The following is a 26,379-nucleotide window of genomic DNA, read 5'->3' as shown; positions in this document are numbered from 1 at the left end:
TACCTCCATTATCTCCATTCTAACTATTCTCTAAATATAAATGATACCGTAAAACCACAAAAATATAAAGTCCATTTTTATGGACTTTATTATTCATTAAAATCTTTTAATTGAATTGTTACTTTAATACTTTTATTATTTCTCCAAACCTCACAAACAACAGAATCACCCACTTTATGATTTTCTACTAAATTTGTCAATTCTTCAAACTTTGTAATAACATTATTATCGAATTTAACAATAATATCTCCTATTTGTAATCCAGCTTGTTTTGCTCCACTATCTTGAATTATTTCTGCTATATACACCCCTTGAACATCTGAAGAATCATTTCTTTGAGAAGTTCTTCCTCTAATGCCAACTCTAGCTCTTGAAACTCTTCCATTTTCAATTAATTGTTCTATTATTTCCTTTGCTTCATTTATTTCAATTGCAAAACCCATTCCTTCCGCATTTAAGCTAGAACTAACTTTCAATGAGTTTATTCCAATTATTTTTCCTTCTATATTGCATAAAGCTCCACCACTATTTCCTGGATTTATTGCTGCATCCGTTTGCATAACATTATATATTGTATCTTCATACCTTATCTCTCTATTTATAGCACTTATAATACCTGCTGTAACAGTCCCTGAAAATTTTTCTCCCAAAGGATTTCCAATAGCTATTGCTACATCTCCCACTCTCACTTTATCTGAGTCTCCAAATTCTGCTACCGGCAAGTTCTTTACATTTATTTTCAAAACAGCTAAGTCAGATACTGAGTCTTTTCCAATTATCTGTGCTAAAATAGGATCAATTCCATTAGATAATTTCACATAAACATTCTGTAAGCCATCAATAACATGATAATTCGTTACAATATACCCCTCTTGTTTAAAAACAATTCCAGACCCTATACTATTTGATTCAATAGAATTTTCCGTTGGTCCGTTTGTAATAGCAACCACAGCTGGTCCTACTGTCTCCGCGACAGAGTTTATTGAATTTTCATCTTTTTCTGTAAAAGATGGTTCATTTAAAACAAATTCATTCGGTTCTTTATCCATAGAAACTATTTTTTTATTAACTATATAAGTGGCAGTTATAGATCCAGATATTGCCGCTACTACAATAAAAATTATATATTTTATTGTAGCTTTTACAAACCTTTCCCTTCTACTTTTTCTTTTTTTAAAACTAATACCACTTATACTTTCCTCTTCAACTTCTCTCCAAGATACCTCTTTTACTTCTTGTTTATACTCATTTTCTTGCTTATTATCCAAAATCTCACCTCTCATCTTAATTGATGTGGCAAAAATCATACTTTTTTCAACGTGAAAGAAAAAGTAACTCCTTTTTCTTTACCATTTTCAACCCATATAGATTCATCATGCTCTATTATAATTTTCCTCACAATCGATAATCCAAGTCCCGTACTAACTTTTACAGTCCTTGATTTGTCAGACTTATAAAATCTTTCCCATATGTTTTTTATTTCTTCTTCTGGAATTAAAGCTCCATCATTATAAATATAAACAAATACCTTTTGCCCTTTAGATTTTGTTTTTATTTCAATATATCCTTCATCATTAGAATATTTAATAGCATTATCTATTAGGTTTGTAAAAACTTGATAAATCCTATCTCTATCCACCATAACTTTTACATCACCTTCTAACCATACATCCATTTTTAACTTTCGTGCTTTAATGGTAGTTTCAAATTTTATAACAGAAGCCTTTATAATTTCTGCTAAATCATTTTCCATAAGGTGTAATTTAAATTTACCTTCTTCTATAGTTGATAAATCCAATAAATCATTTATTAATCTAGTCAATCTTTCTATTTCTTCATAAACTATTGCCAGATAGTACCTTTCTTTAGACTTTGGAATTATGCCATCTAATATTCCGCTAATAAAGCCCTTCACCGATGTGATAGGTGATCTAAGTTCATGGGATACGTTTGCTATAAATGATCGCCTATTTAATTCAACTCGTTCTAAAGAGTCTGCCATAGTATTAAAAGCATCTGCTAATTCGCCTATTTCATCATTAGAATTTATATCCACCCTTTTATCAACTTCACCATTAGAAATCTTCCCGGCAACATAGTTGATTTTAGATAAAGGTTTTATTATAATTCTTTGAGAAAAGTAATAAAGAACTATAATAGATATAATAATAGCTATCATTGCTGAAATCCAAATTATTTCATATACCCTTGTTAATGGTTCTTGTATAAATGATAAAGGGGTAGTCATAATTATTGTTCCTTTGAATACATCCTTAAAAAAAATGGGAACACCATAAATATGTAATTCTTCGGAATTAGTACTCCCAAATTGCTGTTTTTTTTCAAAACTTTTTCCTAATCTCAATTCCGGTAATTCATCAGTTACTATCTGCGTTCCTATTAACTCTTGAAATTCTTCACTTGATGATGCATACATATATCCGTAAGTATCAGATAAAAGTATATCAGATTGCGAATAGGTTGATATAGATTTTAATATATCAGTTATTTGTTGTGTTGTTATTTGATTATACATATAACTAATAGAAGCATTAGCTATAAATTCTGCTTGCGAATCCAATTGTGCTTTCCTTTGTTGATTATAATACCCTTCAAACCAATATGATAGAAAAGAGGCTAGAATAACAAACGCTATGGATATAATCAAAATATAGGCCAACATCATCTTCGAGAATAGCCCCTTTTTACCCATTATTTCACCTCAAATTTATATCCCACACCCCAAACTGTTTCAATATTCCAGTTAGGTCCACCTTCTAATTTTTCTCTTAATCTTTTTATATGAACATCTACTGTTCTTGAATCTCCTGGATAATCATAACCCCAAACTTCACATAATAATTGTTCTCTGGTAAAAACTCTATTTTTATTTCCTGCTAAAAAGTATACCAATTCAAATTCTTTAGGCGGCATTTTAATTTCTTTTGAATTATAAATAACATTGTAGGAATTTATATCTATTTTTAGTCCATCAAATTCCAATACTTCTTTATCATTGTTTTCTACATTATATCTTCTAATAACAGCTTTAACCCTTGCTACCATTTCTTTAGGTTCAAAGGGTTTCACAATATAATCATCTGCACCTAATTCCAAAGCCAGAACTTTATCAAAAGTTTCTCCTTTTGCCGTAAGCATAATAACCGGAGTTTCATTTTCTTTTCTTATCCATTTCAAAACATCAATGCCATCCAAATAAGGTAACATAATATCCAAAAGAACTAAATCTGGTTTAAAATCCTGAAAAACTTCCTGTGCATTTTTACCATCGTTGCTTATTCTAGTGGTATATCCTGAATTCTCTAAATACATTTTTATAACTTCACATATATTTTTATCATCATCAACAATTAATACTTTACCCATTGTACCTTCCAAAGTTATTCCTCCTCAAAGATATAATAATATTCTTATTTATAATTTATCACACTTCCAGTTTTTTTAAAGCATATAATTGATAAATTTATATTTTCGTAACAATTTATTTTTGTAATATAGTAAAAAAACAAAAACAACGCCCATTGGCGTTGTTTTAATATTATACAAATAAAGTACTAACTGGTTCATCCTCATAAATTCTTCTAATAGCCTCTGCAAAAAGAGGTGCTACTGATAGAATTTCGAATTTATCAATAATTTTTTCTTCTGGTATTTCAATTGTATTTAGCATTACTAATTTTTTTATAGCTGAGCTTTCTATTCTTTCTATTGCAGGTCCTGATAAAACACCATGAGAACAGCATGCATATATTTCTTTAGCCCCACGTTCCATTAAAGCATTAGCTCCATTTGTAATAGTTCCAGCAGTGTCAATCATATCATCTAATAAAATTACAGTTTTATTTTTAACATCACCTATAATATTCATTACTTCAGAAACATTAGCTTTTGGCCTTCTTTTATCTATAATTGCAATTTCACAATTTAATCTATCAGCAAATTTTCTACATCTTGATACACTACCTAAATCTGGAGAAACTACTATTACATCTTCTCTATTATGAAAGCCTTTTTCAATAAAATAATTTGCTAGGATAGGTGCACCTGTTAAATTATCTACTGGAACATCAAAATATCCTTGAATTTGTGCAGCATGCAAATCTAAAGTAAGTACTCTTTCTGCCCCTGCTGTAGTTATTAAATCAGCAACTAATTTAGCAGTAATAGGATCTCTTGCTTTAGCTTTTCTATCTTGTCTAGCATACCCATAATAAGGTATAACTGCAGTTATTTTTCCTGCTGATGCTCTTCTAAATGAATCTATCATAATAAGTAATTCCATAAGATTATCATTTACAGGTGAATTTGTTGATTGTATTACAAAAACATCGTGGCCTCTTACTGTTTCTTTAGTATTTACACTAATTTCACCATCACTAAACTTCCCTATTTCCGAATCACCTAATTTTGCTCCCAAAATCTCTGCAATATCATCTGCTAGCTCTCTATTAGAATTACCAGTAAAAATTTTTAATGCTTTACCATTTACAATCATTGTGGACCTCCTCAAGTCTTCTTCCTATTTTAATAATCCTTTTTGTTTAACCCAACCTTCTTTTACAACCTGCCTAGCTCTTGCAACAGCTAGTGATTCCTTTGGCACTTTTTTAGTTATAGTAGATCCTGCTGCAATGTATGAATTTTCTTCAACTTCTACTGGGGCTACTAAATTAGTGTTACATCCTACAAAAACATTATCCCCTATAATTGTTTTATGTTTTTTCTTTCCATCATAATTAACTACAACTGTACCGCATCCAAAATTACAGTCTTCCCCTACTTCTGCGTCCCCAATATAAGTCAAATGAGAAACCTTTGTTCCATTTCCTATAGATGATTTTTTTATTTCTACAAAATCACCTATTCTAGCATTTTTACCTATATTTGATTCTGGTCTTATATAAGCAAATGGACCAACTGTAGTGTTTTCTCCAATTCTACTTTCTAGAATAACAGAACTTTGTATCGTTACACCAGATTCAATTACACTTTGATATATTCTATTATTGGGATATAATACAATATCTTGTTCTATTATGGTTTTACCTTCAATCACATTTCCTGGATATATAATAACATCCTCGCCAATAATAACATCAGCGTTAATATAAGTTCCATTAGGATCTATAATTGTAACTCCATTGTCCATGTGTTCTTTATTTATTCTTTCTCTCATTTTCATCTCAGCTTCAGCTAATTGAACTCGAGAATTAACACCTATAATTTCATCAAAACTTACATCAACAGCTCCTATCGAGCCATTCTCATTTTTAATTATTTCTATTACATCCGGTAAATAATATTCTCCCTGAGAATTATTGTTTTTTATTTTATGAAGTTTATCCATCAAAATAGCGATATCAAAACAATACATACCTGAATTAATTTCTTTAACAGATAACTCTTCATCAGTGCAATCTTTATGCTCAACTATTTTTTCAACTTTTCCTTCAGAATTTCTAACTATTCTTCCATATCCAAATGGAGTATCAATAATAGATGTTAAAATCGTTGCATCATACTTACCATTAATATGATACTCAATTAAACTTTCGACTGTTTCATTGGTTATCAATGGAGCATCTCCTGTAAAAATTGCCACTACACCATCTTTATTTTCTAAAAATTCTTTAGCACATAAGACTGCGTGTCCTGTTCCTAATTGTTCTTCTTGTAAAGAATAGTAAACATTTCTTTCCTTTGTAATTTCTTTTACAATCTTCGCTTCATTGCCAACAACAACATTTACATCTTCAATCCCAGCTTTTCTTAAATTGTCCACTACATGATTAACCATTTCTTTCCCGCAAACTTTATGAGCCACCTTTGGTAACTTTGATTTCATACGGGTTCCTTTACCTGCTGCTAAAATCAATGCGCATTTATACAATTTAAACACCTCTTTAAAAATATAGCATATATATCTAATAATACAACCTAAAATGATAATTAATGCTACTAATAAGACACAAACACCCTTTAACACCTATTTTATTATATTTTATCTACTAATAATTTTCAAGCCATTATATTTTATTTGAATTATTTTGAAAATTCTAAACAATAAAAAATAAGAGGAGGACCTAAGCCCCCTCTTACTTTTTATTGTTCTTCAACTTCATAAGCTATTTCTTCAATTCTATAATCTGCATTGTTTTTAGCAGATTCATACTCATTCAAAATAGCTTCTTGCATTTTTTGTCTAGTATCCGTATTAATCGGATGAGCTATATCTTTAAATTCTCCTGCAGGAGTTTTTCTACTAGGCATTGCAATAAAGAGTCCGTTTTGTCCTTCTATAACTTTAATATCATGAATAACGAATTCATTGTCAAAAGTTACAGATACTATGGCCTTCATTTTTCCTTCAGCAGAAATTTTTCTAATTCTAACATCAGTAATTTGCATAAACTCCACCTCCAAGCTGCTTTACATATACTATTCTACATAATTTACGTTTTTCCTTCTCAAATTAAATAAATTTTTTGAAAATTTAGGTTTTTTAGATGTTTATATGATTTTTGGTGGATTGTTTTTCAATTTTAATACTTTTTAGTAAATTACGGGCAATTCATTAGAGTCAATACCTCCATATTTAAACAAAGAATAAATAGAAGTAGTTATTTCTTTATGGCTGAATGAATAATCTATAATGGTTCCTATCTCTTTCAATTCCGAATGAAATTGTTGTAAAATATTTTTCACACCATCTATTAATCCACTATCTTTTATATCCATATTAAGAAAAAGCCCACATTTATTCTCTATTGAATTGTTCTTTTGCAAACTTAAGGTTTCCAATGTTTGAGTTTTATCCGAAAAATACTTAACTGAAATTATAGGTCCTTTGTTCTGCTCTTTTCCTTTTTGAACTAAAATAAGTTTTATGCCTAACCTTCTAGCCACTTCGTATGCTAAAATACAATTTATATCATCTACTGCCAAAATAAAATCTAAGGTTAAATTTTTAAACTTATCATAAAAATCGTTGCAAATGTAATCATTAAATTCTCTGTCTAGGATTAAGTCATCTATAAATAAATCATTACCCGGTAAAATTCTGTTCTCTTCACTTAATTTATCTTGAATTAATATTTTATAATTTTTATTTATTGATATATCTTCAATTTTCTTGATTTGTTCATTTTCTTGAATTATTTCTTTTACGTCATAATTTTCTTCTAGAATTTCTTTAAAATCATCTTCTTTATTATGTAACATTTCCATTTCATCCACTGTTATTTCTAAATCATTTTTTTCTTCCATAATAACTTTATGCAATTCACTAAATTTATTTGTTCTACAAAAATCTTTTTCAAATTTAAATTCACTATCCATACGTTCTTCTAAATATTGGTCATCCTCTTCTTTTAAACAATTGTGGTAAGCTTCTATTACAGCTTGCTGAAGTTTTATTCTTGTTGTAGATTTTAAGGGATGCGCAACATCTACAAATTTATCCTTGGAAATTTTCTTGCTAGGCATAACTACAAATAAGCCGTTTTTACCTTCAATAACTTTTATATCATGAACCACAAATTCATCCTCAAAATTTACAGAGGCCACGGCTTTCATTTTATCAATTCCATCCATTCTTCTTATCTTCACATCAACTATTTCCAATATATATCACCCCATCAAATTACATACTTATAATATATATTCTTCGTTTTTTTTCAAGTTCCTTTAATTTCAGTACATTTTTTATTAATTTTTATCTATAGTTTTTGAAATTATAGGATTTCCATCTTCACCTATTCCTTCGAATTCAACAATAGACACATAATTCTGCAAAATCTTTTTATTTGTTTTTACGTTATCTATTAAAACTCCTATACCAATAAGTTGACTCTCAAATTCTTTTAATAAATCAATTATTCCAATTGCCGTTCCTCCCGCCTTCATAAAATCATCAATAAATACGCAATTAGAATTTTTCTCAATTGATTTTTTAGATAAAGACATTGTTTGTATTCTGTTACTGGAACCACTAACATAATTAATACTAACTGTTGGTCCTTCTGTAACCTTATTTCCTCTTCTTACAATAATCAAATTAACTCCCAACAGCTTTGCAACTTCATATGCAAGAGGAATACCTTTCGTTTCTACAGTCACAACATAATCAATATCTTCTTTTACAAAAGCAGTAGCTAATATAACTGCAGCTTGATGAACTATAGATGGGTCAAACAATATGTCGCTAATGTAGACAAATTCACCCGGTACAATTCTTTTCTTATCTGCAAGAATATTTGAAAGCTTGTCAGAAAAATCTTCAATTTCCTCTTTAGATATTGAATATGTATACTTTATTCCTCCTGAGGCGCCTGAGATTGTTTCAATGTTACCTAGTCTCATCTTTTGCATAACTTCCCTTACAACAACGATATCTTCACTTACAGTTGATTTTGCAGCATTAAACATATTCATAAATTGATTTAAATTAATCACCTTATTTGGATTTTCTATTAAATATTTAGTTATAACGGATATTCTTTGATTTCTACTGAATTTTGGCATGTATTTCTCCTATCACTTCAAATTTTTACGAACTATTCTACTTATATTTGTTCCTATTATTCATATTTTATTCTAATTTATTTACATTATCAATATGAATGTTCAAATTTATGCCTATATTTTCGGTTATTCTTTATAAATAAAGAATTTTAACTAAAATTATATTTAATTTTGATAATAATGTATTGTTTTTATATGTTTTTGTATATAATTATTAAATAGAAAGTAATAAGTAAGGAGTGATAAAATGTCTTTCAATTTTATTAAAGACAACCACAAAAGTATCCACTTTATAGGTATAGGTGGAGTTAGCATGAGTGGAATTGCAGAAATTTTAATAAACAAAGGTTATACAGTTTCCGGGTCAGATAGAAATTCTTCAAAATCAACTGAAAAGTTATCAAAACTTGGTGCAACTATATTTATTGGTCATGAGGCTTCTAATGTTATAAAATCAGATTTAGTTGTTTATACCGCCGCCATTGCTGAAGATAATCCTGAGCTTAAAAAAGCAAAAGAATTGAATATTGAACTGATGGACAGAGCTGAATTTTTAGGCAAAATAATGAATGGTCATAAATATAATATAGGGGTAGCCGGTACTCATGGTAAAACAACTACAACTTCTATGCTATCTCATATAATCTTAAAAGCTCAATTGGACCCAACAATTCTAGTAGGTGGTTCCCTTGATATTATTGATGGCAATGTTAGAGTTGGTGAAAGTGAATACTTTATCACTGAAGCTTGCGAATACAAAGCTTCCTTTTTAAAATTCCCACCATACTTAGGCATAATCCTCAATATTGAAGAAGATCATTTAGATTATTATAAAGATATACATCATATAGAGGACACTTTCCTAGAATTTACAAAATTAATCCCTAATGATGGTTTTGTAATTCTTAACGCTGATGATCCCCGTTGCTTAAATCTCCAAAATAAATATATTTGTAATACAAAAACTTTCGGCATTAAAAATGGTGATTTAAAAGCTAAAAATATAGTTTACTCAAATAATGGCTGTCCTTCTTTTGATGTTACTGAAAATGAGAAAAAATTATTCCACATTTCATTAAATGTTCCTGGCAACCACAATATATCTAATTCACTTGCTAGCATTGCTGCTGCACTATGTCTTGCTATAGAACATAAATATATTGTGGAAGGAATAGAAAGCTTTTATGGTACTCATAGAAGATTCGAAATTAAAGGTAGTACACAAGGAGTTACTGTAATTGATGATTATGCCCACCACCCCACAGAAATCAAAGCTACCTTAGAAGCTTCAAGAAATTTTCCACACAATAAAATAGTATGTGTTTTTCAACCTCATACTTATTCTAGAACCAAAAGCTTATTTAAAGAATTTTCTCAATGTTTCACCTTAGCAAATAAAGTTATTTTAGCAGATATATACGCTGCTAGAGAACCCCTTGATGAAAGTGTGTCCTCATTAATGTTAGCTGAAGAAATTTCACAAAATGGTGTTGATTGTGTAAATTTCCATAGTTTCGAAGAAATTCTTCAAAACTTGAAAAAAACATTAGAAGAAGGCGACCTTTTGTTAACCGTAGGTGCTGGAGATGTTTATCTTATAGGTGAAATGCTTTTAGAACAGAATAGTTAGAATCGCTTAACAAAACTAAATATAATAAAACAACCACCCTAAGGTGGTTGTTTTATTATATAATTTATTATCTAAATCTATTTGATTGATTTCTAAATCTTTTTCTGTTGGCTCTAACCTTCCCCTTAATCCTAAAATCCTTATAAATATCTTTTCCAAAGAATATGAAAAAGTTAACTACTGCAGCTATTATAGCTAATTTATTTGAAAATGATGCAGTTAACAAATCAAATCCAAATAAAGCCCATGTAAAATAAGCAAGATATTTTATTTTTAAAGGAAGAATAAAATATAATCTAACTTCAAAATTAGGAAATAAATAAGCAAAAGCTAAAAATAAAGATAAATTCAAATATTCATTTGTAGCTCCATTAGTAATAAATCCAGCAATTATTGTACCTAAAATCCCCAATAAATAGTAAATGTTAAACTTAAAACTTCCCCATTGTCGTTCAAGCGTAGTCCCTATTAAATAATAGAAATATAGCGCAAAGATCATCCATATTGGACTATTTGAAAATGGTATGAATATAAACGTAATAATTCTCCATACCTCACCTTGCATTATTAAGCTAGGTATTAAAGCAAGTTTTTGTTCCACACTATAAGCTCCTGAAGGACTTATAGCTCCTAACAAGAATACAAAAGCATTTAATCCAACTATATACATAATCAAATTCTTAATAGCGTACTTCCCGTATTTTCTCTCTAATTTATTCAACCAACTCATCAGTTTCTCTCCTTTGATATTGTAGTAACTCTTATACCTATCATATCAAACTTTTGTCTTAAATTTAATAGATATATTAAATTTAAGAAATTATTAATATTTTAATTAATTTTTAGCACCTTCCAATTCCCCTTGAGTTTCCCTACCTTTGTGAAAATTATAGTAAACTTTCTTAATTATAGCTATAACTAAATATGAAAGTACTGATACTATTATTATAGAGGCTCCAGAGGCAATATTATATTCATAAGATATAAATAATCCTATGAATCCAAATATTATGCCAAGCACCACTGACCAAATCATAAGACTTTTAAGATTATAGGTAAACTGCTTTGCAACAGCAGGTGGCACTGTCAATAAAGCAATAACTAAAATAATACCCACAACTCTTATTAAAACAACTATTGTACAAGCAATTAAAAAATACATAAAATATTCTATAACTAGTACATTAATCCCCAAAACAGCTGAAAACTCATCATCAAATAAGTATGCTTTTAAATAATTAAACAAAGCACCAACTGTTATTATAATAATTAAGGCTAAAAACACCATCATTTTTAAATCTAAATTTGAGATAGTTAATATATCTCCAAAAAGATAGGAAGTCATATCTGGTGGATATCCTGGAGTAAAGGATATAAATAATATACCTATAGCCATGCCAAGAGCCCAGAACATACCAATTAAAGCATCAGCATTACCTTTAAAATCTCTTTGAATTTTAGCAATAGAAAAAGATGCTCCAATTGCAAATATTAAAGCTCCTATTATTGGTTCTATTCCAAGAAAATAACCCATACCAATACCACCAAAGGCCGTATGCGATATTCCTCCACTCATCATTACTAAATTCTTCTCAACAATTATTGTTCCTACCACGCCACAAATAATGCTAGCCAATACTATACCAAGAGCTGCATTTCTAAGAAAATTGTAATTAAAAATAGCTTCTATCAAAATATTCCCTCCCTATGTTCACCTAAAACTCTATGCGGAACACCATGAGCAATCAAATCCACAGGACATCCATATACTGCTTCCACTAATTTACTATCCATTCCTTTTTCACCATGATAATATAATTTTTTATTTAAACAAAGTATGTTTTTTACATAAGAATTTACTACTCCATAATCATGTGTCACAATAATAATTGTCATTTTTTCATTTAATTTTTTTAATAAAGCGTAGATTTGAGTTTTAGCTGCTCCATCTAAACTTGCTGTAGGTTCATCTAAAAGTAATATTTTAGGATCCATAAATAAAGCTCTCCCAATCAAAACCTTTTGAAGTTGTCCTCCCGATAACTCTCCGATTTGCCTATTTTTGAGATGGAAAATATTAAGTTCTTTCATTATTTCTCCAACTTTTTCTTTATCCTCTTTAGTATACTTATGAAAAAAAGAAATCTTTGATTTTAGTCTTCCCATAAGAACAACTTCCTCTACATTAATAGGAAATTTTTTATCAAATTTTGTGAACTGTGGTACATACCCAACCTTGCTTTTATTTTTTTTAGGATCATCTCCATGTATTTTTATGGTTCCACTACTTTTTTCTGCAATTCCTAAAATCAATTTTAGTAATGTACTTTTACCGCCCCCATTAGGACCTAAAATAGCCAAAAATTCTTTTTCCTCAACAGTAAAATTTATATTCTCTAATGCACAAATGTTTTTATAATAAACATTAATATTATTCATTTCTATGACTTTTTTCACTTTTTCACCTTGCTTTTTCCATTTATTTAAATTCTTTAATTATCACTAACTTCACTAAATAGTTCAGCCATTTTTTTTAAATTTTCGATATAATCCCCTGATAAAGGTTCCACTTGAATTGACTTACCTCCAATTTCAGTTGCAAAGGTGTCTGATTGTTTACTATCAACTTCTGCTTGATAAAAAATAACTTTTATATTATTTTCTTTAGCATAATCTATAACTCTTCTAAAATCTTCAGGAGTAGCTTCTTTTCCCTCTTCTTCTAATGCAATCATTTTTAATCCAAAATCCTGTGCAAAATAACCAAAAGCAGGATGATAAACTATTATAGTTTTATTTTCTAAATTTTTCAATGAATTTTCTATTTCAACGTTAACTTCTTCTAATTCTTTAATATATTCTTTAGCATTAGTTTCATATTTATCTTTATTTTCAGGATCTATTATTGTCAATTCATCTTTTATTGTTTCAATCATCACTATAACTCTTTTTGGGGAAAGCCATATGTGTGGGTCAGTACCTCCACTTTCTAGTGTTATTTCCTCATAGACTTCTGCTACTTCCTTATTTAATTCAACAATTTTTAGTTCACTATTGAAATCATCAAGTTTATTAAAAATATTAGCTTGTTCTGTGGGAACTCCTATTGAAAAATATATTTGTGCATCACTTAATTCTTTCATTAACTTTGGTGATGGAGCAAAATTTTCTTCACTTTGTCCTGGTGGAATCATTGTCGTTACTATAATATCTTCTCCTGCAACCGCTCTCACAAAAGCTGCTTCTGGTACAATAGAAACTGCTACTTTAATATTGGCGTCATTTAACTCCTTAATTATTTCGTTGTTATTGTTTGTGCAAGCTGTTAAACTTATTACAATAATAATGAAAATAATAGTTTTAATTTTCTTCATATATAATATTCACCTCAAATTTTAATTAATAATACTAGTTATTTAATTTTTGACATCATTTAATAATTGTATTCTTTTTTACATAATTATACGTCATAGTTTAGGATTTTACAATGCAATAAAGTTTAATGGGTAATATTTTAAAATGTGGTTAAACTATTAAAATAACAATTAGATTTAGGAGGTATCTATATGCAGAATTTTCTTATTTCAGCTATTGCTGATTTAGTTTTAATCTTGGTTTCATATTTTTCTTTTAGAGCTTTAATAAGTGGTCCTACTCGTCATAGAATATACGAAAAGTACTTTAGTTCTTTTGCAAAATTTGTTATTTTTATTTTTATTGGAACAGTTTTAATAACTACCGTCACCGCCTTAGTCCTTTATAAAACTAGATTTATAGTTTATTTAAATATTATAGCTCCAGCATTAGTTTCTATTTTTATAGGTTTAATTATTTCATTAGTCCCTACCCGTGGAATAGGAGACAAAGAAAAATCATGAAATAAGACATATGGAAAAATAATAATTGACAATCCCCTTAAATAGTTATATAATAAAACTTGTCGTCGGGGTGTAGCGCAGATGGTAGCGCGCGTGGTTTGGGACCATGAGGCCGCGGGTTCGAGCCCTGCCACCCCGACCATTTATCTTATATTATAACTTGATATGAATCCATAAAGAACTTAGTTTATTGAAAGTTCTTTTTTTGTTTCGACTAAATAAGTATATGCTATAAATTTATTTATTAGAATTAAGTTAATTTTTAATTCTCCTGCTATTAGAATTAAAGATATTGTGCTAAAATATATTTGAAGGGGTGCAAATATATGAGTTCTTTTATTGATACACTAAAAGCTAAAGATGTTTCTATATTAATGTTAATAAACAACACAATAAAATGTAAATTTATGGATTTAATTATGGTTCCTATTACTTATTTAGGTTCCGGTGCAGCAGTTTTAATTTTCACTTTATTTAGCTTAATTTATCCTAATAAACTTATCAAAATCATGGGATATAGAGCGGTTATTTCTTTAATGCTAAGCGGATTAATTGTTCATTTTATAAAAAATGCTGTGAATAGGATTAGACCATTTTTACAGATAGAAAATCTTCATACAAAGAAAATAGGTATTGACGAATATTCCTTCCCTTCTGGTCACACTACAGCTGCTTTTACAATGGGCATTTCTATTGCAATTATATTTACTCATCTCACTTTAATTTGCATTATAATAGCTTCCTTGGTTGGAATATCACGAATGTATTTAGGCGTTCACTTTCCTTCTGATGTTTTAGTTGGAGCATTTATAGGAACAATTACTCCATTTATAGTCAATATGATTTTTTAAATATTTGAATTTTATAGTTATTAAGTTTATACTCTTTATGTGTATAAACTTATTTTTTAATTTAGGAGGGTACTAATTTAATGCTAAAAGATATACAAGCTGTTATTTTTGATATGGATGGAACTTTAATAGATTCCATGTGGTTATGGAGTAAAATAGATGAAGATTTCCTCATGAAAAGAAATATTATTTGTCCATCTGATTTGAAAACAAAAATACAAAATTTCACCTTAAATGAAACTGCTCATTATTTTAAAAATACTTTTGTTTTAAAAGAAAGCATAGAAGAAATCTGTTCTGAGTGGGATGAAATGGCTTTTGAAGAATATAAATTCAATATAAAGCTAAAACCTGGAGCAAAAAGTTTTTTAAATTTTCTAAAAAAACAAGGAATTAAAATCGCCCTTGCTACAAGTAATAGTCAGCCATTACTTGAAATTGCTCTTAAGTCAAATGGTATTTATGAATACTTCGATGCTATCACAACTTCAAAAGAAGTCTCTAGAGGTAAAGGATTCCCTGATATTTATCTTTTAACAGCGGAAAAATTAAATATTCCACCAAAGCATTGTCTTGTATTTGAGGACATCCTTCCAGCTGTTAAAGGGGCAAAAGCTGCCGGTATGACAGTTGTGGCTGTAGAAGATTCTTATTCTGATTTTGAAAAAAAAGAAATAAAAAATTTATCAGATTATTATATTTCTGAATTTACCGAAATCAATGAGAAAGCTGTATAAATGTAGAGAAAACTCTATCTTTTAGAGCTTTCTCTATATATTATTTTTGTTTGCACTATAAAGGACTTTTCCACACCTTCTATGTTATTAATATTGTTTATTAACAATTCTCCAGATTTATATCCCAATTGATAAGCATTTACATCTACAGAACTTAATTTAGGATTGGTAAACTTACTAAGCGGAACGTTATTAAAACTTATTATTTCAATTTCTTCAGGTATTTTAACATCAGCATCTTTCAATGCTTCTATAACACCAAATGCTATAGCATCATCTGTAACAATAACCGCAGTAGGCCTATCTTTTAATTGTAATAATTGATTCATAGCAGCATATCCTTCATCTTTCAAATAATCCACACTAACAATGTAATCTCTATTAAATTCTAATTTATTATCCCACAAAGCATTTCTATACCCATCTAAACGATCTAAGGAAACAACAAATTCAAATTTACCAGAAATATATGCTATCTTAGTATGTCCTCTATTAATAAATCCTTGGGTAACTTTATAAGCAGCAGCTACATTATCATTGTCTACAAAAAGTACCCCTTTATTGTCTAATGGTTTACCAATTAGTAAAATAGGCATCTTTATTTCTCTTAAAAAATCCAAGATTTTATTTTCTGTAGATGAGTACATGAGAATAACACCATCTACCCTACCACTCATTACAATATCTTTTATGGATTTAAGTTGTTCATCCTCCGTACTTCCTGTAGAAAGCACAATACAATAATCCTGTTTATGTGCCGCTGCAGATACTCCACTTAAAGCCTGGGGAAAAAAAGGATTTAGTATAGCTATTTCTGTAGATTGAGGCATGACTACTCCAATAGTCTTAGTTGATTTACTAACTAAACTTCTAGCTATAGCATTTGGATGATATCCAAGCTCCTCCATTATATTCCGAACTCTTACTTTTGTATCTTCACTTATACGGTTACTATTTGATATAACTCTAGATACAGTGGAGGGTGATACTCCAGCAACTTCTGCTACTTCTTTAATAGTTATTTTCATAAAAGTACCTTCTTCGCTAAATTATAATAATAAAACTGTTTATCATTTATACACATTATACATCATATAAATAAACATTAAAATGATATGAATTTAAAAATTCTTTAAAATAAAAAAAGGCATCTCAAGTATGCCTATCAGCTCATTTCTTTCCATATTAAAAAAGCAGTTATAAAAATAGTTGCCTCTTTAAAATTCCTTATATCAAAGCCTGTTTCTTTTTTAATTTTATCAAGTCTATATATAAGGGTATTTCTATGAATATATAACTTCTTAGCAGTATTGCTAATATTCAAATCACAATCAAAAAATTTATTTATAGTTTGAATTATTTCATTATCAAATTTATCAAAATTTTCTCTGAAAGTAGCAAAAAGTGCCTCTTTCAGATTTGAATTGAGATTAAAAACCATTTTTTCAAATAAAATATTATCATAATTAAGAATTTCTTCTTTCATTCCAAACTTTTTCAATAAAACTTTTGATTCTTTTGCCGCTTCATAGGCTTTTTTTATACTATCAATATCATAAAATGGTTCTCCATAACTTACATAACAATTACAATACAAATCTGAAACAATAGAATCCTTTATGCTTATAGCATGATCTTCTACATCTTGAAAAGTTCCTACAATGATAATACTATCCCCATAAAGACTTACAAAAACATTGTTATCATATAATTGATTTATTATATTTACTGCCTCATATCTACTACCTTCAACTGAAATATAAAATAATATATATCCTTCATTTAATTGAGGAAAGTTGCTATGAATTTTATCCATAGCAACCTCTTTACCCTCTATTATATCTTTTAATAAGTTCTCACGTTTTAAACCTATTTGTTCATACTCTCTTTCAAGTATATATCTAAGCAGATTTATGCAAGACTCATTTTTTTTATTTATTGTAACAATTACTCTTGAATTATCAATAATGACTGGAAAGTCAATGCTTTCAGATTTATCAAAATCTAACCCACAGTTATATAATACCGTACCACTAGTATTAACTATATTGAAAGGTACTTTTGAACTGTAACTTATTTCTTGTAGATAATTTCTGAAATCATTCATATAACTGCCCCCTAGATTATTGTCAATTCAGTTTCTTTATCAAATATGTGTATTTTTTCTTCATTGAATGCTACTTTTATAGTATCTCCAGCTTTTGCACTTGAAGATCCGTTTACTCTGATAGTAAATGCTTTTTCTTCTATTGTAGCATAAATAAATGTTTCTGCACCCATTAATTCTGTAACTTCTACTTTAGCATTAACTATAGTTCCTGGATGTTTGCTTAAGAATTCAGCATCATTATCCATGTTCTCTGGTCTAATACCTAGGATTATTTCTTTTCCAAGCAATCCTTTTTCTTTTAATATTGCTGAATCTTCTTGTGGTAATTCAATACTTACCTTACCAAAGCTAGCGCATAATTTACCATTAGTTTCTACTAATTTTGCATCACAGAAGTTCATTTGAGGACTTCCTATAAATTCTGCAACGAAAATATTTGCTGGATGCTCGTATATTTGTTGTGGATTATCAACTTGTTGAATAATTCCGTCTTTCATAACAACTATTTGAGATCCTAAAGTCATAGCTTCTGTTTGGTCATGTGTTACATATATAAATGTTGTTTGTAATTTCTTGTGTAATTTAGCAATCTCTGTTCTCATTTGAACTCTTAATTTTGCATCTAAGTTTGATAAAGGTTCGTCCATTAAGAATACTTTAGGCGCTCTTACAATAGCTCTCCCCATTGCAACCCTTTGTCTTTGACCACCAGATAATGCTTTTGGTTTTCTTTCTAATAATTGCTCAATATCAAGAACTCTTGCTGCTTCTCTAACTTTTCTATCTATTTCATCTTTTGGAGTTTTTCTTAATTTCAATCCAAAAGCCATGTTATCATATACTGTCATGTGTGGATATAAAGCGTAGTTTTGGAATACCATAGCGATATCTCTATCTTTAGGAGCTACATCATTTACAACTTTATCTCCAATAAATAATTCTCCTTGAGAAATTTCTTCTAATCCTGCAATCATTCTTAAAGTTGTTGATTTACCACAACCTGATGGACCAACGAATACTATAAATTCTTTATCTTCTATAACAAGGTTAAAATCCTTTACCGCTGTAACATTTCCTGAATATACTTTGTAAATATGTTTAAGTTCTAAACTAGCCATTTATAATTCCTCCTAAATGTATGTTTTATTCTTAATATTATTGTACAACGTATACAATAATTATTCTATTCGCAAAACAAACAAATCTAATTATTCTTATTTGTAGGAAAGTACAAACCTTGATGTAAACCTTTTTCTTTCATTCTACTATCTATAGCGTTTAATACCTCCCATTTCTTCAAACTCCATTTAGGTTCTATCAGTAAGTTTCTTGGGGCATCCCCTGTCAATCTATGTATTACTATATTAGGAGGCAACTTAGTAATAGCCTCACATATTAATCTTATATAGTTATCCTTTGTCAAAATAGATAGCTGCCCTTTTTCGTAAAGCTTTACCATAGGGGTTCCTTTCATAAGATGCAATAAGTGAATTTTAATTCCTTGAATATCTTTACATGCTAGATATTCAATAGTTTTCATCATTTTAATTTCATCTTCTCCAGGCAAACCAAATATAGTATGAACCACTACATCAATATCTCTATTTCTTAAATTATTTAAAGCTTCTTCAAAAACCTTCAATGAATAACCTCTATTAATAATCTTTGCAGTATTTTCATCCACAGTCTGCAATCCCAATTCTATCCATACATAAACTTTGTTTTTATACTCTTCTAATAAATCTAAAACTTCCTTACTCAAACAATCCGGCCTAGTTGCTATAGCTAAAGCAACAACTCCCTCTTGACTTATTGCTTCATCATACTTCTTACGTAACTCTTCTACTTCTCCATATGTATTTGTGTAAGCTTGAAAATAAGCAATGTACTTTCCATTTTTCCATTTATTTTTCATCATTTCTTTTATAGTTGTAAATTGTTCTGTTATAGAAAATTCTCTATCTCCCGCATAATCCCCTGAACCTCTTTCACTACAAAATAAACATCCCCCTGAGCTTATAGTTCCATCTCTATTAGGGCACGAAAATCCCCCATCCAAAGATATCTTAAACACTTTTTCTTTGAATCTTTCTCTTAAAAAGTAATTTAAAGTATGATATCTTTTATCTTCCCACAATTTTGTCATATTCCACCACCTGTAATAAAATCTCAATTTATCTTTTTATTATTATCCTCAATTATAGCATGAGAAACAGATAATAGTAAATTTCTTTACAATAAGTGCTTATGATAGTTTAATTTTTCTTTTCAAGCATCATTTCTCTTAGATTTATTCCCCATTGACCTAAATATTTTGGATCTGCCCCATTCTTATCTTTAACTGAAAAATTAATAGCGCCTTCTTCAAAATCATCAAATTCAATATCCACTGAATTTAAAGGAAACTCTTCTTCAATCTTTATTTTAATCATTTCCCCTGATTCAGAAGAATAAACCCTAAAACAAATATTTCCTTCAATAGTTGAATATTGTGCTACTAAATATTTCTCATCTAAAGAAAAGGCTGTTTTTGTTACTATACTATTTTTTAACCAATCACAAGAAACTAAAGTTTTGCCCATGGGTTTTTCTTTTATTTTAATCCCTTTACTTGTTTCATCCTCAGATGCATCTGTACTCTCTCCTTGTGTTTGAATTGTTTCATCCACACTAACAATTCCAATAAATGCATTTTTATCCTCAGTGGTTATTGCAATTAATTGTGCTCCGTAGCTGATTGCAGTTATTGAAAATTCACTATTCGGTATAGATTGCATAGAAAGCTTACCTTTATCATCTTTTGAATAAGTATAATTTCCTATCCCATCCATATCTAAAAGCAAATTAGTATCTACACTATTCTGAAACCTAATCCTTAATGAATCTTTAAAATTAATAACTTCTCTAAATAAAGAATTATTTATCTCCTGTATTTTATACTCCATATTGGTCTTTCTAACCTTAATAAGGTAATTCCATAATAAAGCATTGCAACTTTCCTTATCCTGTTGAGATACTTTAACTGTAAAAAAAACACTATCATTTGATTCGTTGGTTTCTTCTATTCTAAATCCATTTATTGAAACCGAATTGTTGTTTTCTAAAATAGAATTTGTTTTAATACTATCTTCTAATAGTTTATTGCTTTTTTCTAGATCTCCTAACATAAGACTTTTTAAATAATCCTCTACAACTGTTTCAGCTGCATCTATACTAAATTCATCTTTCTTTTTAACATTTTCAACAGTTTCCTTATTACAAGCTGCTATGAAAAACAATAAAAATATAATAAAAATTACACTTAACCTTCTTCTCATACCTAATTCCCTCACTTTAGTTTTACTATTTAATGGTTTCAATTATTATTTTGTGCTAAAGAATTAATTTTATAATGCATTTTCTAATAAAAATTTTATATATTTATAAAGAATATTATTTTCATGGAGGGTTTTATGAAAAAAAGTCTTTTAACCACTTTTCAATTAGCTGCTGTTTTCATAGGCACCATTGTAGGTGCCGGACTAGCCTCTGGAGAAGAAATCACCTTGTTTTTCACCAGATATGGATATAAAAGTTTTTATGGTCTGACAATTTGTTTTCTAATTTACATACTAATGGGTTTTTTTACGGTTAGCGTAAGTATAAAATACAAATTAACCTCATATAACGAATTTATAAAATTAATTAGCCCAGGTTTTTTAGGTTTCTTAATAGACAAATTAACTGGTTTGTTTCTTTTAAGTGGGGCCTCAATAATTTTGGCCGCAAGTGGTGCTTTATTTAATCAATATTTTCACATATCCAAATGGTTTGGTATCGTTCTAATGCTTTTAATATCACTTTATACTCTTATGAAGAACACCGAAGGGCTTATAGAAATCAACTCATTTATTGTTCCTTCATTAATAATTATAATAACCACTATTTTTATACTTTATATGCTTTTTTCAAAAGACATGGTTAATTCCTCCTTCATAAAATCAATTCCAAATTTCAAAACAAATTGGATTGGCTCTGCACTTCTATATGCCGGCTTCAATATTTTATCTTGTAGTGGTGTACTTGTCCCTCTAAGTTTTGAATTAAAAGAAAAAAGCACATTACAATGGGGTATATTTTTAGGGGCAACCGTGCTAACTGTAATAGCTTTTATGTTAAATTTCATGCTGCTTTTAAATGTTCCTTATATTTTTAAATATGATATTCCTTTATTGTACATAGCTAATAGATTTGGAGCCTTCATACAAATATTATTATTAATGATAATGTGGTTAGAAATGTTTTCCACTGAAGTTTCAGATGTTTATAGTTTAGGAAAAACTCTTTCTCATGTTTTAAACATTTCATATGAAAAATCTATTATCATTGTTTTACTCTTAGCAGTCCCAATTTCTCAATTTGGCTTTGTAAACTTAATCACATATATTTACCCTGCCTTTGGAGTTGTAAGTATTGTTTTTATGTTACAATGTGGTGTATTCTATTATAAAAATGAAATAAAAAAACCTAAGAAGAATATATAGATAAAATTTTCAAAAGAGGTGAAGATAATGCCCAAGACAACTTACAATGAAATGCTAATGAATTGTAAATTATGTGCCCGGAATTGTGGTGTAAATAGACTTGAAAATCAAACTGGTTATTGCAATAGCGGCGTGAAAATTAAGATTGCTCATGTTTCTCTTCATCATTGGGAAGAACCCTGTATATCGGGAACTAATGGGTCTGGAACTATATTTTTCTCTAATTGTAATATGAAATGTGTTTATTGCCAAAATGGTAAAATAAGTACCAATGGTTACGGAAAAGAGATTTCAATTAATGACCTTACTGAGATAATGCTATCTCAACAAGCCAAGAAAGCACATAATATAAACTTAGTAACTCCTACTCATTATGTGCCACAGATAGTTGAGGCAATAAAATTAGCAAGAAAATCCGGATTACATATTCCTATTGTCTATAATACCAATAGCTATGAAAATATAGAAACCATAAAAGCCTTAAAAGATTATATTCAAATTTATCTAGCCGATTTTAAATACTTTAATAACAAATACTCCATAAAATATTCTAACTCAAATGATTATTTGAATACTGCAAAAAATTCAATAAAAGAAATGTATGCCAATGTAGGTTCCTTGTACTTGGATGAAAAAGGACTACTTCAAAATGGTGTTATAATACGGCACCTAATGCTTCCAGGGTTATTATTTGACTCAAAGAAAATTATTGATTATATTCATGAAACTTATGGTAACAATGTATATATAAGCCTTATGAATCAATATACCCCCACTTTTAATAGTAGTGACTTCCCTGAAATTAATAAACCACTTAATCCCAAGCATTACGATGCACTAATCGAACATTGCTTAGATAACAATATAAACAATGTTTTTATACAAGATGAAGGCACCTCATCTGAAAGTTTTATTCCTGATTTTAATTTAAATAATTTTTAAATATAAAAAAACTAAGTAGAATTATCTAAATCTACTTAGTTCTTATTTTTTATAATCATATTTTCCCCTAAAAATAATCTGAATTTAATATTTTTTAATAAATTCTCTCACCTTAGGAACTACGAAATGACTGCCACCTCTACCCTCTACATTTTCAATCATCATAGCTGTTATATAAGGTGTTTCATCACTTTTATCAATGGCTGCAAACCAACCCAATTCTTTTTTATTACTTTCTTCTGTCTCAACTCCAATTTCAGCTGTTCCTGTTTTTCCTGCTATAACTTTTCCACTTATCATAGCATCATGAGCCGTTCCTCTACTATCTTCAACAACTTTTTTCATCAAATCAAATACTTGATTTGCAACTTCCTCAGAAATAATATTGGTAGTTTTAATTTCGCTTCCATCCATAATTAACCTTGGTTCAACTATATTCCCATTATTTGCAAAAGTAGAATATGCTTTAGTTAGATTCAATATACTTATTTGTACTTGACCTTGTCCATATCCTGAATCTGCAAGTAATTCTTCTTTTGAAATAGTATCATTTGTGGCCAGTTGAGATTTTGCTATTCCATATGCTAAACTCAAATCTTCCCCAATTCCAAACTCCTTGGATTTTTGTAAAAATATTTCACTTCCAATTTCCAAAGCAACTTGAGCAAAATAAATATTATCTGAATATATCATCGCTTTCTCTATATCTACAATAGTACCTAAGTCTGAAACTCTAGTTACAAAATAATTTCCCCAAGAAGAATCTTTCTGCCATTCCTTGCCTTTAACGTCAATAGCAAAAGTTGCATCTATCGCCTTTTCATTAAGAGCTATAGCTAAAGTAATAGGCTTAAAGCTGGATCCTGGTGCATAAACTTTAGAGAATCTATTCAACAAAGGTTCCCTCTCATCATTTGTTAACTCATTGTATTCTTCAGTATTCATACCTAAAATAAACTGATTAGGATCGTAAGAAGGCTTACTTACCAAAGCAACAACTTCACCTGTTTGATAATTCATACAAGCAGCCGTACCTTCTTCTTCTCCTAATTGAGTAAATAATTCTGCTTGCTTATTTATATCAATACTTACTTTAATATCTTCACCATCTTTAACTTTTTCTTCTAATAAAATTTCTTTATCCTTACCATCTTTATCAATTATAGATATTACTTTTCCTGGTATTCCTCTTAATTTTTCTTCATATATTTTTTCCAAACCATTTCTTCCAACTTTAGTGTTAGCTGTATATCCTAAAGGCTCAAGAATTTTTAATTCTTCTTCGTTAATATATCCTAAATAACCTGTTAAATGTGCTACTAATTCTCCATAAGGATAAACTCTATCATTTAATACTTTATAAGTTGCCCCTTTATTTTTATTATATATTTCATCAATTAAATGCTGCTCACTGACCGAAATTTTAATTAAATCTACAAATGAATCATCTTTTACCCAGGAAAGATTGAGCCTTCCATTAATATACTCTTCTGAAATATTAAAAGTTTTAGCCAAATCACTTATTACTTCTTCTTTCATATCTCCAAGCCTTCCTGGCACTATTCCAACTTGAATTATTTCACCATTTAAAGCTAATGTATTATCATTTCTATCTAATATTTTTCCTCTTTTAGGAAGAATATTAGATAGCTTAACTGTATCTCCTTGTTCCATTCCCTCATAAACCATTTGATAATCCCATTTAATATTCCAAATTTCCTTATCCTCAATCTTTTCTTTAACTAAAACTATATCTCTATTATAATTCTTCTGTCCGTAAGTTGTTTCAATTTGTATACTAATAGGTATTGTAATATTATCTTGTTTTTTGATTTTTTCTTCTAATTCTTCATCATTAGCCAAATTTACTATAGCTACATTTTTCACTTCTATTGCTTCATAAAAATCTTTATAGGCTTTATTGAAGTGCTCTTCTGTAATTTTACTTTTATCCTCTAAAGCTAATTTGCTATACATTCCACTGTAATCAGCTCTTGCCCACATTTCATTAAAATCATTCACTTCGTCAATAGGGCTTTTAACCTTCGAGCATGAAGTTAATGATATTATTAGTATGCTTGCCACTATAAAAACAGAAACTATTTTTCTCATTTTACACCCCCGTTTAAGAATTCAAACTTTTAATAGTTTTCTCAGCCCAAGTCGAATCTTTATATATAGCTCTTCCAACACCTATCAAATCTGCCTTTTCATCCATCAATAACTTTTCTGCCGCTTCTGGTTCAGTAATACCACCTGTTAATATAACTGGAATATTTACAATCTTCTTAATTTCATTTGAAAGTTCTTGAAAGTATCCTTGTTCATTGTTTTCTAGAATCATGAACCCATTGAACCCACCAGAAATATCTAGAATATCAACTCCAGCTTTTTCAAATTCTATTGCCGCTACTTTACTATCTTCAATTGTAGTTCCACCTTCTAAATAATCTGCTGCTCCTAAACGCAACAAAACCGTAAAATCTTTACCAACAGCTTTTCGAATAGATTTTATAACTTCTAGATGTATTTTAATTCTATTTTGAATTATTCCACCATACTGATCTTCTCTTTTATTAGTTAAAGGCGAGAAAAATTGATTCAACAAATATCCATGAGCAGAATGAATTTCCACTCCATCAAAACCTGCTTCTTTTACCAACAAAGCCGCATCAGTAAACTCTAACACTATCTGATGTATTTCTTCCTCTGTAAGTTCCTTTGGAAGAATGTCTCTTCTTGGATTAACTACCCCAGAAGGCCCCACTGAATATAGTCCTGTGATTTCTTCATTAGTAGCACTTCCTGCATGATTTATTTGCATAACAGCCTTTGAACCATTTTTGTGAATAACTTCAGCAATAAGTTTCAACCCTTCTAACATGCTTTTATCTGCTACAGAAAGCTGATTATGATTTGCTTTACCTCTTTGAATAATAAAACTATGTTCAATTATTATTAAAGATATATATCCACCTTTTGATTTTTCTTCATAATAATCTAATATTTCTTTACTTACCTTTCCATCCACTTCTGCTTTTGAAGTAGCCATAGGCGGCATAATCAAACGATTCTTCAAAGTTAAATTTCCTGTCGTTAATGGTTGTAATAAATACGTCATTGGAAAGCACTCCTTTTATTTAAACTTAATAATGTAATTTTAT

At 29.2% G+C, this 26,379-nt stretch carries 25 protein-coding genes and 1 tRNA gene; 7 read left to right on the top strand and 19 right to left on the bottom strand.

The window, feature by feature from the left end:
- Positions 1–89: 89 nt before the first annotated feature.
- The 8 genes from BUB83_RS16995 to purR all read right to left on the bottom strand — a co-directional run bounded on the left by BUB83_RS16995 (position 90) and on the right by purR (position 8,544).
- Entirely contained in the window at positions 90–1,268 is a 1,179-nt protein-coding gene (locus BUB83_RS16995; protein WP_242950702.1) for a S1C family serine protease, read from the bottom strand.
- Between the two features lie 35 nt (positions 1,269–1,303).
- Positions 1,304–2,713, bottom strand: coding sequence for a sensor histidine kinase (locus BUB83_RS16990; protein ID WP_073339977.1), 1,410 nt, complete (start codon positions 2,711–2,713; stop codon positions 1,304–1,306).
- Complete coding sequence (locus BUB83_RS16985; RefSeq protein WP_084133646.1) at positions 2,713–3,399, bottom strand: response regulator transcription factor; 687 nt, start codon at positions 3,397–3,399, stop codon at positions 2,713–2,715. Before BUB83_RS16985 ends, BUB83_RS16990 begins: the two co-directional genes overlap by 1 nt.
- A gap of 160 nt (positions 3,400–3,559) precedes the next feature.
- Positions 3,560–4,516, bottom strand: coding sequence for a ribose-phosphate diphosphokinase (locus BUB83_RS16980; protein WP_073339974.1), 957 nt, complete (start codon positions 4,514–4,516; stop codon positions 3,560–3,562).
- A gap of 24 nt (positions 4,517–4,540) precedes the next feature.
- On the bottom strand, positions 4,541–5,911 hold the full coding sequence (gene glmU, locus BUB83_RS16975; RefSeq protein WP_073339971.1) for a bifunctional UDP-N-acetylglucosamine diphosphorylase/glucosamine-1-phosphate N-acetyltransferase GlmU: 1,371 nt from the start codon (positions 5,909–5,911) through the stop codon (positions 4,541–4,543).
- A 212-nt stretch (positions 5,912–6,123) separates the two neighbouring features.
- Complete coding sequence (gene spoVG / locus BUB83_RS16970; protein WP_073339970.1) at positions 6,124–6,429, bottom strand: septation regulator SpoVG; 306 nt, start codon at positions 6,427–6,429, stop codon at positions 6,124–6,126.
- Positions 6,430–6,573: 144 nt separating this feature from the next.
- Positions 6,574–7,644: a septation regulator SpoVG gene (gene spoVG, locus BUB83_RS22870; RefSeq protein WP_073339967.1), complete on the bottom strand. Its 1,071-nt coding sequence runs from the start codon at positions 7,642–7,644 to the stop codon at positions 6,574–6,576.
- An 84-nt stretch (positions 7,645–7,728) separates the two neighbouring features.
- Positions 7,729–8,544: a pur operon repressor gene (gene purR, locus BUB83_RS16960; protein WP_073339965.1), complete on the bottom strand. Its 816-nt coding sequence runs from the start codon at positions 8,542–8,544 to the stop codon at positions 7,729–7,731.
- Positions 8,545–8,791: 247 nt separating this feature from the next.
- Here purR and murC point away from each other — a divergent pair, with 247 nt between their 5' ends.
- A complete protein-coding gene (gene murC / locus BUB83_RS16955; protein WP_073339962.1) occupies positions 8,792–10,174 on the top strand; it encodes a UDP-N-acetylmuramate--L-alanine ligase in 1,383 nt (460 codons plus the stop codon).
- 67 nt (positions 10,175–10,241) lie between these two features.
- Here the strand turns inward: murC and BUB83_RS16950 are convergent, their stop codons facing one another.
- From BUB83_RS16950 to BUB83_RS16935, 4 genes are all read right to left on the bottom strand, one after another.
- Positions 10,242–10,904, bottom strand: a complete 663-nt coding sequence (locus BUB83_RS16950) for a rhomboid family intramembrane serine protease (protein ID WP_073339960.1) — start codon at positions 10,902–10,904, stop codon at positions 10,242–10,244.
- Between the two features lie 105 nt (positions 10,905–11,009).
- Positions 11,010–11,867 carry a metal ABC transporter permease gene (locus tag BUB83_RS16945; RefSeq protein WP_073339958.1) on the bottom strand — a complete coding sequence of 286 codons (858 nt, stop codon included), beginning with the start codon at positions 11,865–11,867 and terminating at the stop codon, positions 11,010–11,012.
- Positions 11,864–12,631 (bottom strand): metal ABC transporter ATP-binding protein, encoded by a 768-nt coding sequence (locus BUB83_RS16940; RefSeq protein ID WP_073339956.1) that lies wholly within the window; start codon positions 12,629–12,631, stop codon positions 11,864–11,866. The genes BUB83_RS16945 and BUB83_RS16940 overlap by 4 nt, the downstream gene beginning before the upstream one ends.
- Positions 12,632–12,666: 35 nt before the next feature.
- Positions 12,667–13,548 (bottom strand): metal ABC transporter solute-binding protein, Zn/Mn family, encoded by an 882-nt coding sequence (locus BUB83_RS16935; protein WP_073339953.1) that lies wholly within the window; start codon positions 13,546–13,548, stop codon positions 12,667–12,669.
- Positions 13,549–13,740: 192 nt separating this feature from the next.
- Here BUB83_RS16935 and BUB83_RS16930 point away from each other — a divergent pair, with 192 nt between their 5' ends.
- From BUB83_RS16930 to BUB83_RS16915, 4 genes are all read left to right on the top strand, one after another.
- Positions 13,741–14,052, top strand: coding sequence for a hypothetical protein (locus tag BUB83_RS16930; protein WP_073339951.1), 312 nt, complete (start codon positions 13,741–13,743; stop codon positions 14,050–14,052).
- A gap of 66 nt (positions 14,053–14,118) precedes the next feature.
- Positions 14,119–14,194, top strand: a tRNA-Pro gene (locus BUB83_RS16925).
- A gap of 184 nt (positions 14,195–14,378) precedes the next feature.
- On the top strand, positions 14,379–14,903 hold the full coding sequence (locus BUB83_RS16920; RefSeq protein ID WP_073339948.1) for a phosphatase PAP2 family protein: 525 nt from the start codon (positions 14,379–14,381) through the stop codon (positions 14,901–14,903).
- An 80-nt stretch (positions 14,904–14,983) separates the two neighbouring features.
- On the top strand, positions 14,984–15,640 hold the full coding sequence (locus tag BUB83_RS16915) for an HAD family hydrolase (protein WP_073339946.1): 657 nt from the start codon (positions 14,984–14,986) through the stop codon (positions 15,638–15,640).
- A 14-nt stretch (positions 15,641–15,654) separates the two neighbouring features.
- Here BUB83_RS16915 and BUB83_RS16910 read toward each other — a convergent pair whose 3' ends face one another.
- The 5 genes from BUB83_RS16910 to BUB83_RS16890 form a co-directional block, all read right to left on the bottom strand.
- Positions 15,655–16,668, bottom strand: a complete 1,014-nt coding sequence (locus BUB83_RS16910; protein WP_073339944.1) for a LacI family DNA-binding transcriptional regulator — start codon at positions 16,666–16,668, stop codon at positions 15,655–15,657.
- Between the two features lie 137 nt (positions 16,669–16,805).
- Positions 16,806–17,747, bottom strand: a complete 942-nt coding sequence (locus BUB83_RS16905) for a PucR family transcriptional regulator (protein WP_073339942.1) — start codon at positions 17,745–17,747, stop codon at positions 16,806–16,808.
- Between the two features lie 11 nt (positions 17,748–17,758).
- A complete protein-coding gene (locus BUB83_RS16900) occupies positions 17,759–18,868 on the bottom strand; it encodes an ABC transporter ATP-binding protein (RefSeq protein ID WP_073339939.1) in 1,110 nt (369 codons plus the stop codon).
- 86 nt (positions 18,869–18,954) lie between these two features.
- Positions 18,955–19,896: a tRNA modification radical SAM protein MnmL/YtqA gene (mnmL, locus tag BUB83_RS16895; protein ID WP_073339937.1), complete on the bottom strand. Its 942-nt coding sequence runs from the start codon at positions 19,894–19,896 to the stop codon at positions 18,955–18,957.
- A gap of 109 nt (positions 19,897–20,005) precedes the next feature.
- Complete coding sequence (locus BUB83_RS16890) at positions 20,006–21,067, bottom strand: hypothetical protein (protein ID WP_073339934.1); 1,062 nt, start codon at positions 21,065–21,067, stop codon at positions 20,006–20,008.
- A gap of 135 nt (positions 21,068–21,202) precedes the next feature.
- On the opposite strand from BUB83_RS16890, the gene BUB83_RS16885 reads away from it, so the two are divergent.
- On the top strand, positions 21,203–22,273 hold the full coding sequence (locus BUB83_RS16885) for a YkvI family membrane protein (RefSeq protein WP_073339932.1): 1,071 nt from the start codon (positions 21,203–21,205) through the stop codon (positions 22,271–22,273).
- A gap of 51 nt (positions 22,274–22,324) precedes the next feature.
- Positions 22,325–23,215 carry a radical SAM protein gene (locus BUB83_RS16880; RefSeq protein WP_073340012.1) on the top strand — a complete coding sequence of 297 codons (891 nt, stop codon included), beginning with the start codon at positions 22,325–22,327 and terminating at the stop codon, positions 23,213–23,215.
- A gap of 84 nt (positions 23,216–23,299) precedes the next feature.
- Here the strand turns inward: BUB83_RS16880 and BUB83_RS16875 are convergent, their stop codons facing one another.
- Both BUB83_RS16875 and BUB83_RS16870 read right to left on the bottom strand, forming a co-directional pair.
- Positions 23,300–25,327 (bottom strand): penicillin-binding transpeptidase domain-containing protein, encoded by a 2,028-nt coding sequence (locus BUB83_RS16875; protein WP_073339929.1) that lies wholly within the window; start codon positions 25,325–25,327, stop codon positions 23,300–23,302.
- Positions 25,328–25,340: 13 nt separating this feature from the next.
- Positions 25,341–26,336 carry an NADH:flavin oxidoreductase gene (locus BUB83_RS16870; RefSeq protein WP_073339926.1) on the bottom strand — a complete coding sequence of 332 codons (996 nt, stop codon included), beginning with the start codon at positions 26,334–26,336 and terminating at the stop codon, positions 25,341–25,343.
- Positions 26,337–26,379 lie beyond the last annotated feature (43 nt).

The sequence above is a fragment of the Clostridium grantii DSM 8605 genome (genome assembly GCF_900129965.1).
In the GTDB taxonomy this organism is placed as follows: Bacteria; Bacillota; Clostridia; order Clostridiales; family Clostridiaceae; genus Clostridium_AF; species Clostridium_AF grantii.
Note: the sequence above shows the minus strand (reverse complement) of the source record. Positions and strands in the feature narration are given on the sequence as shown.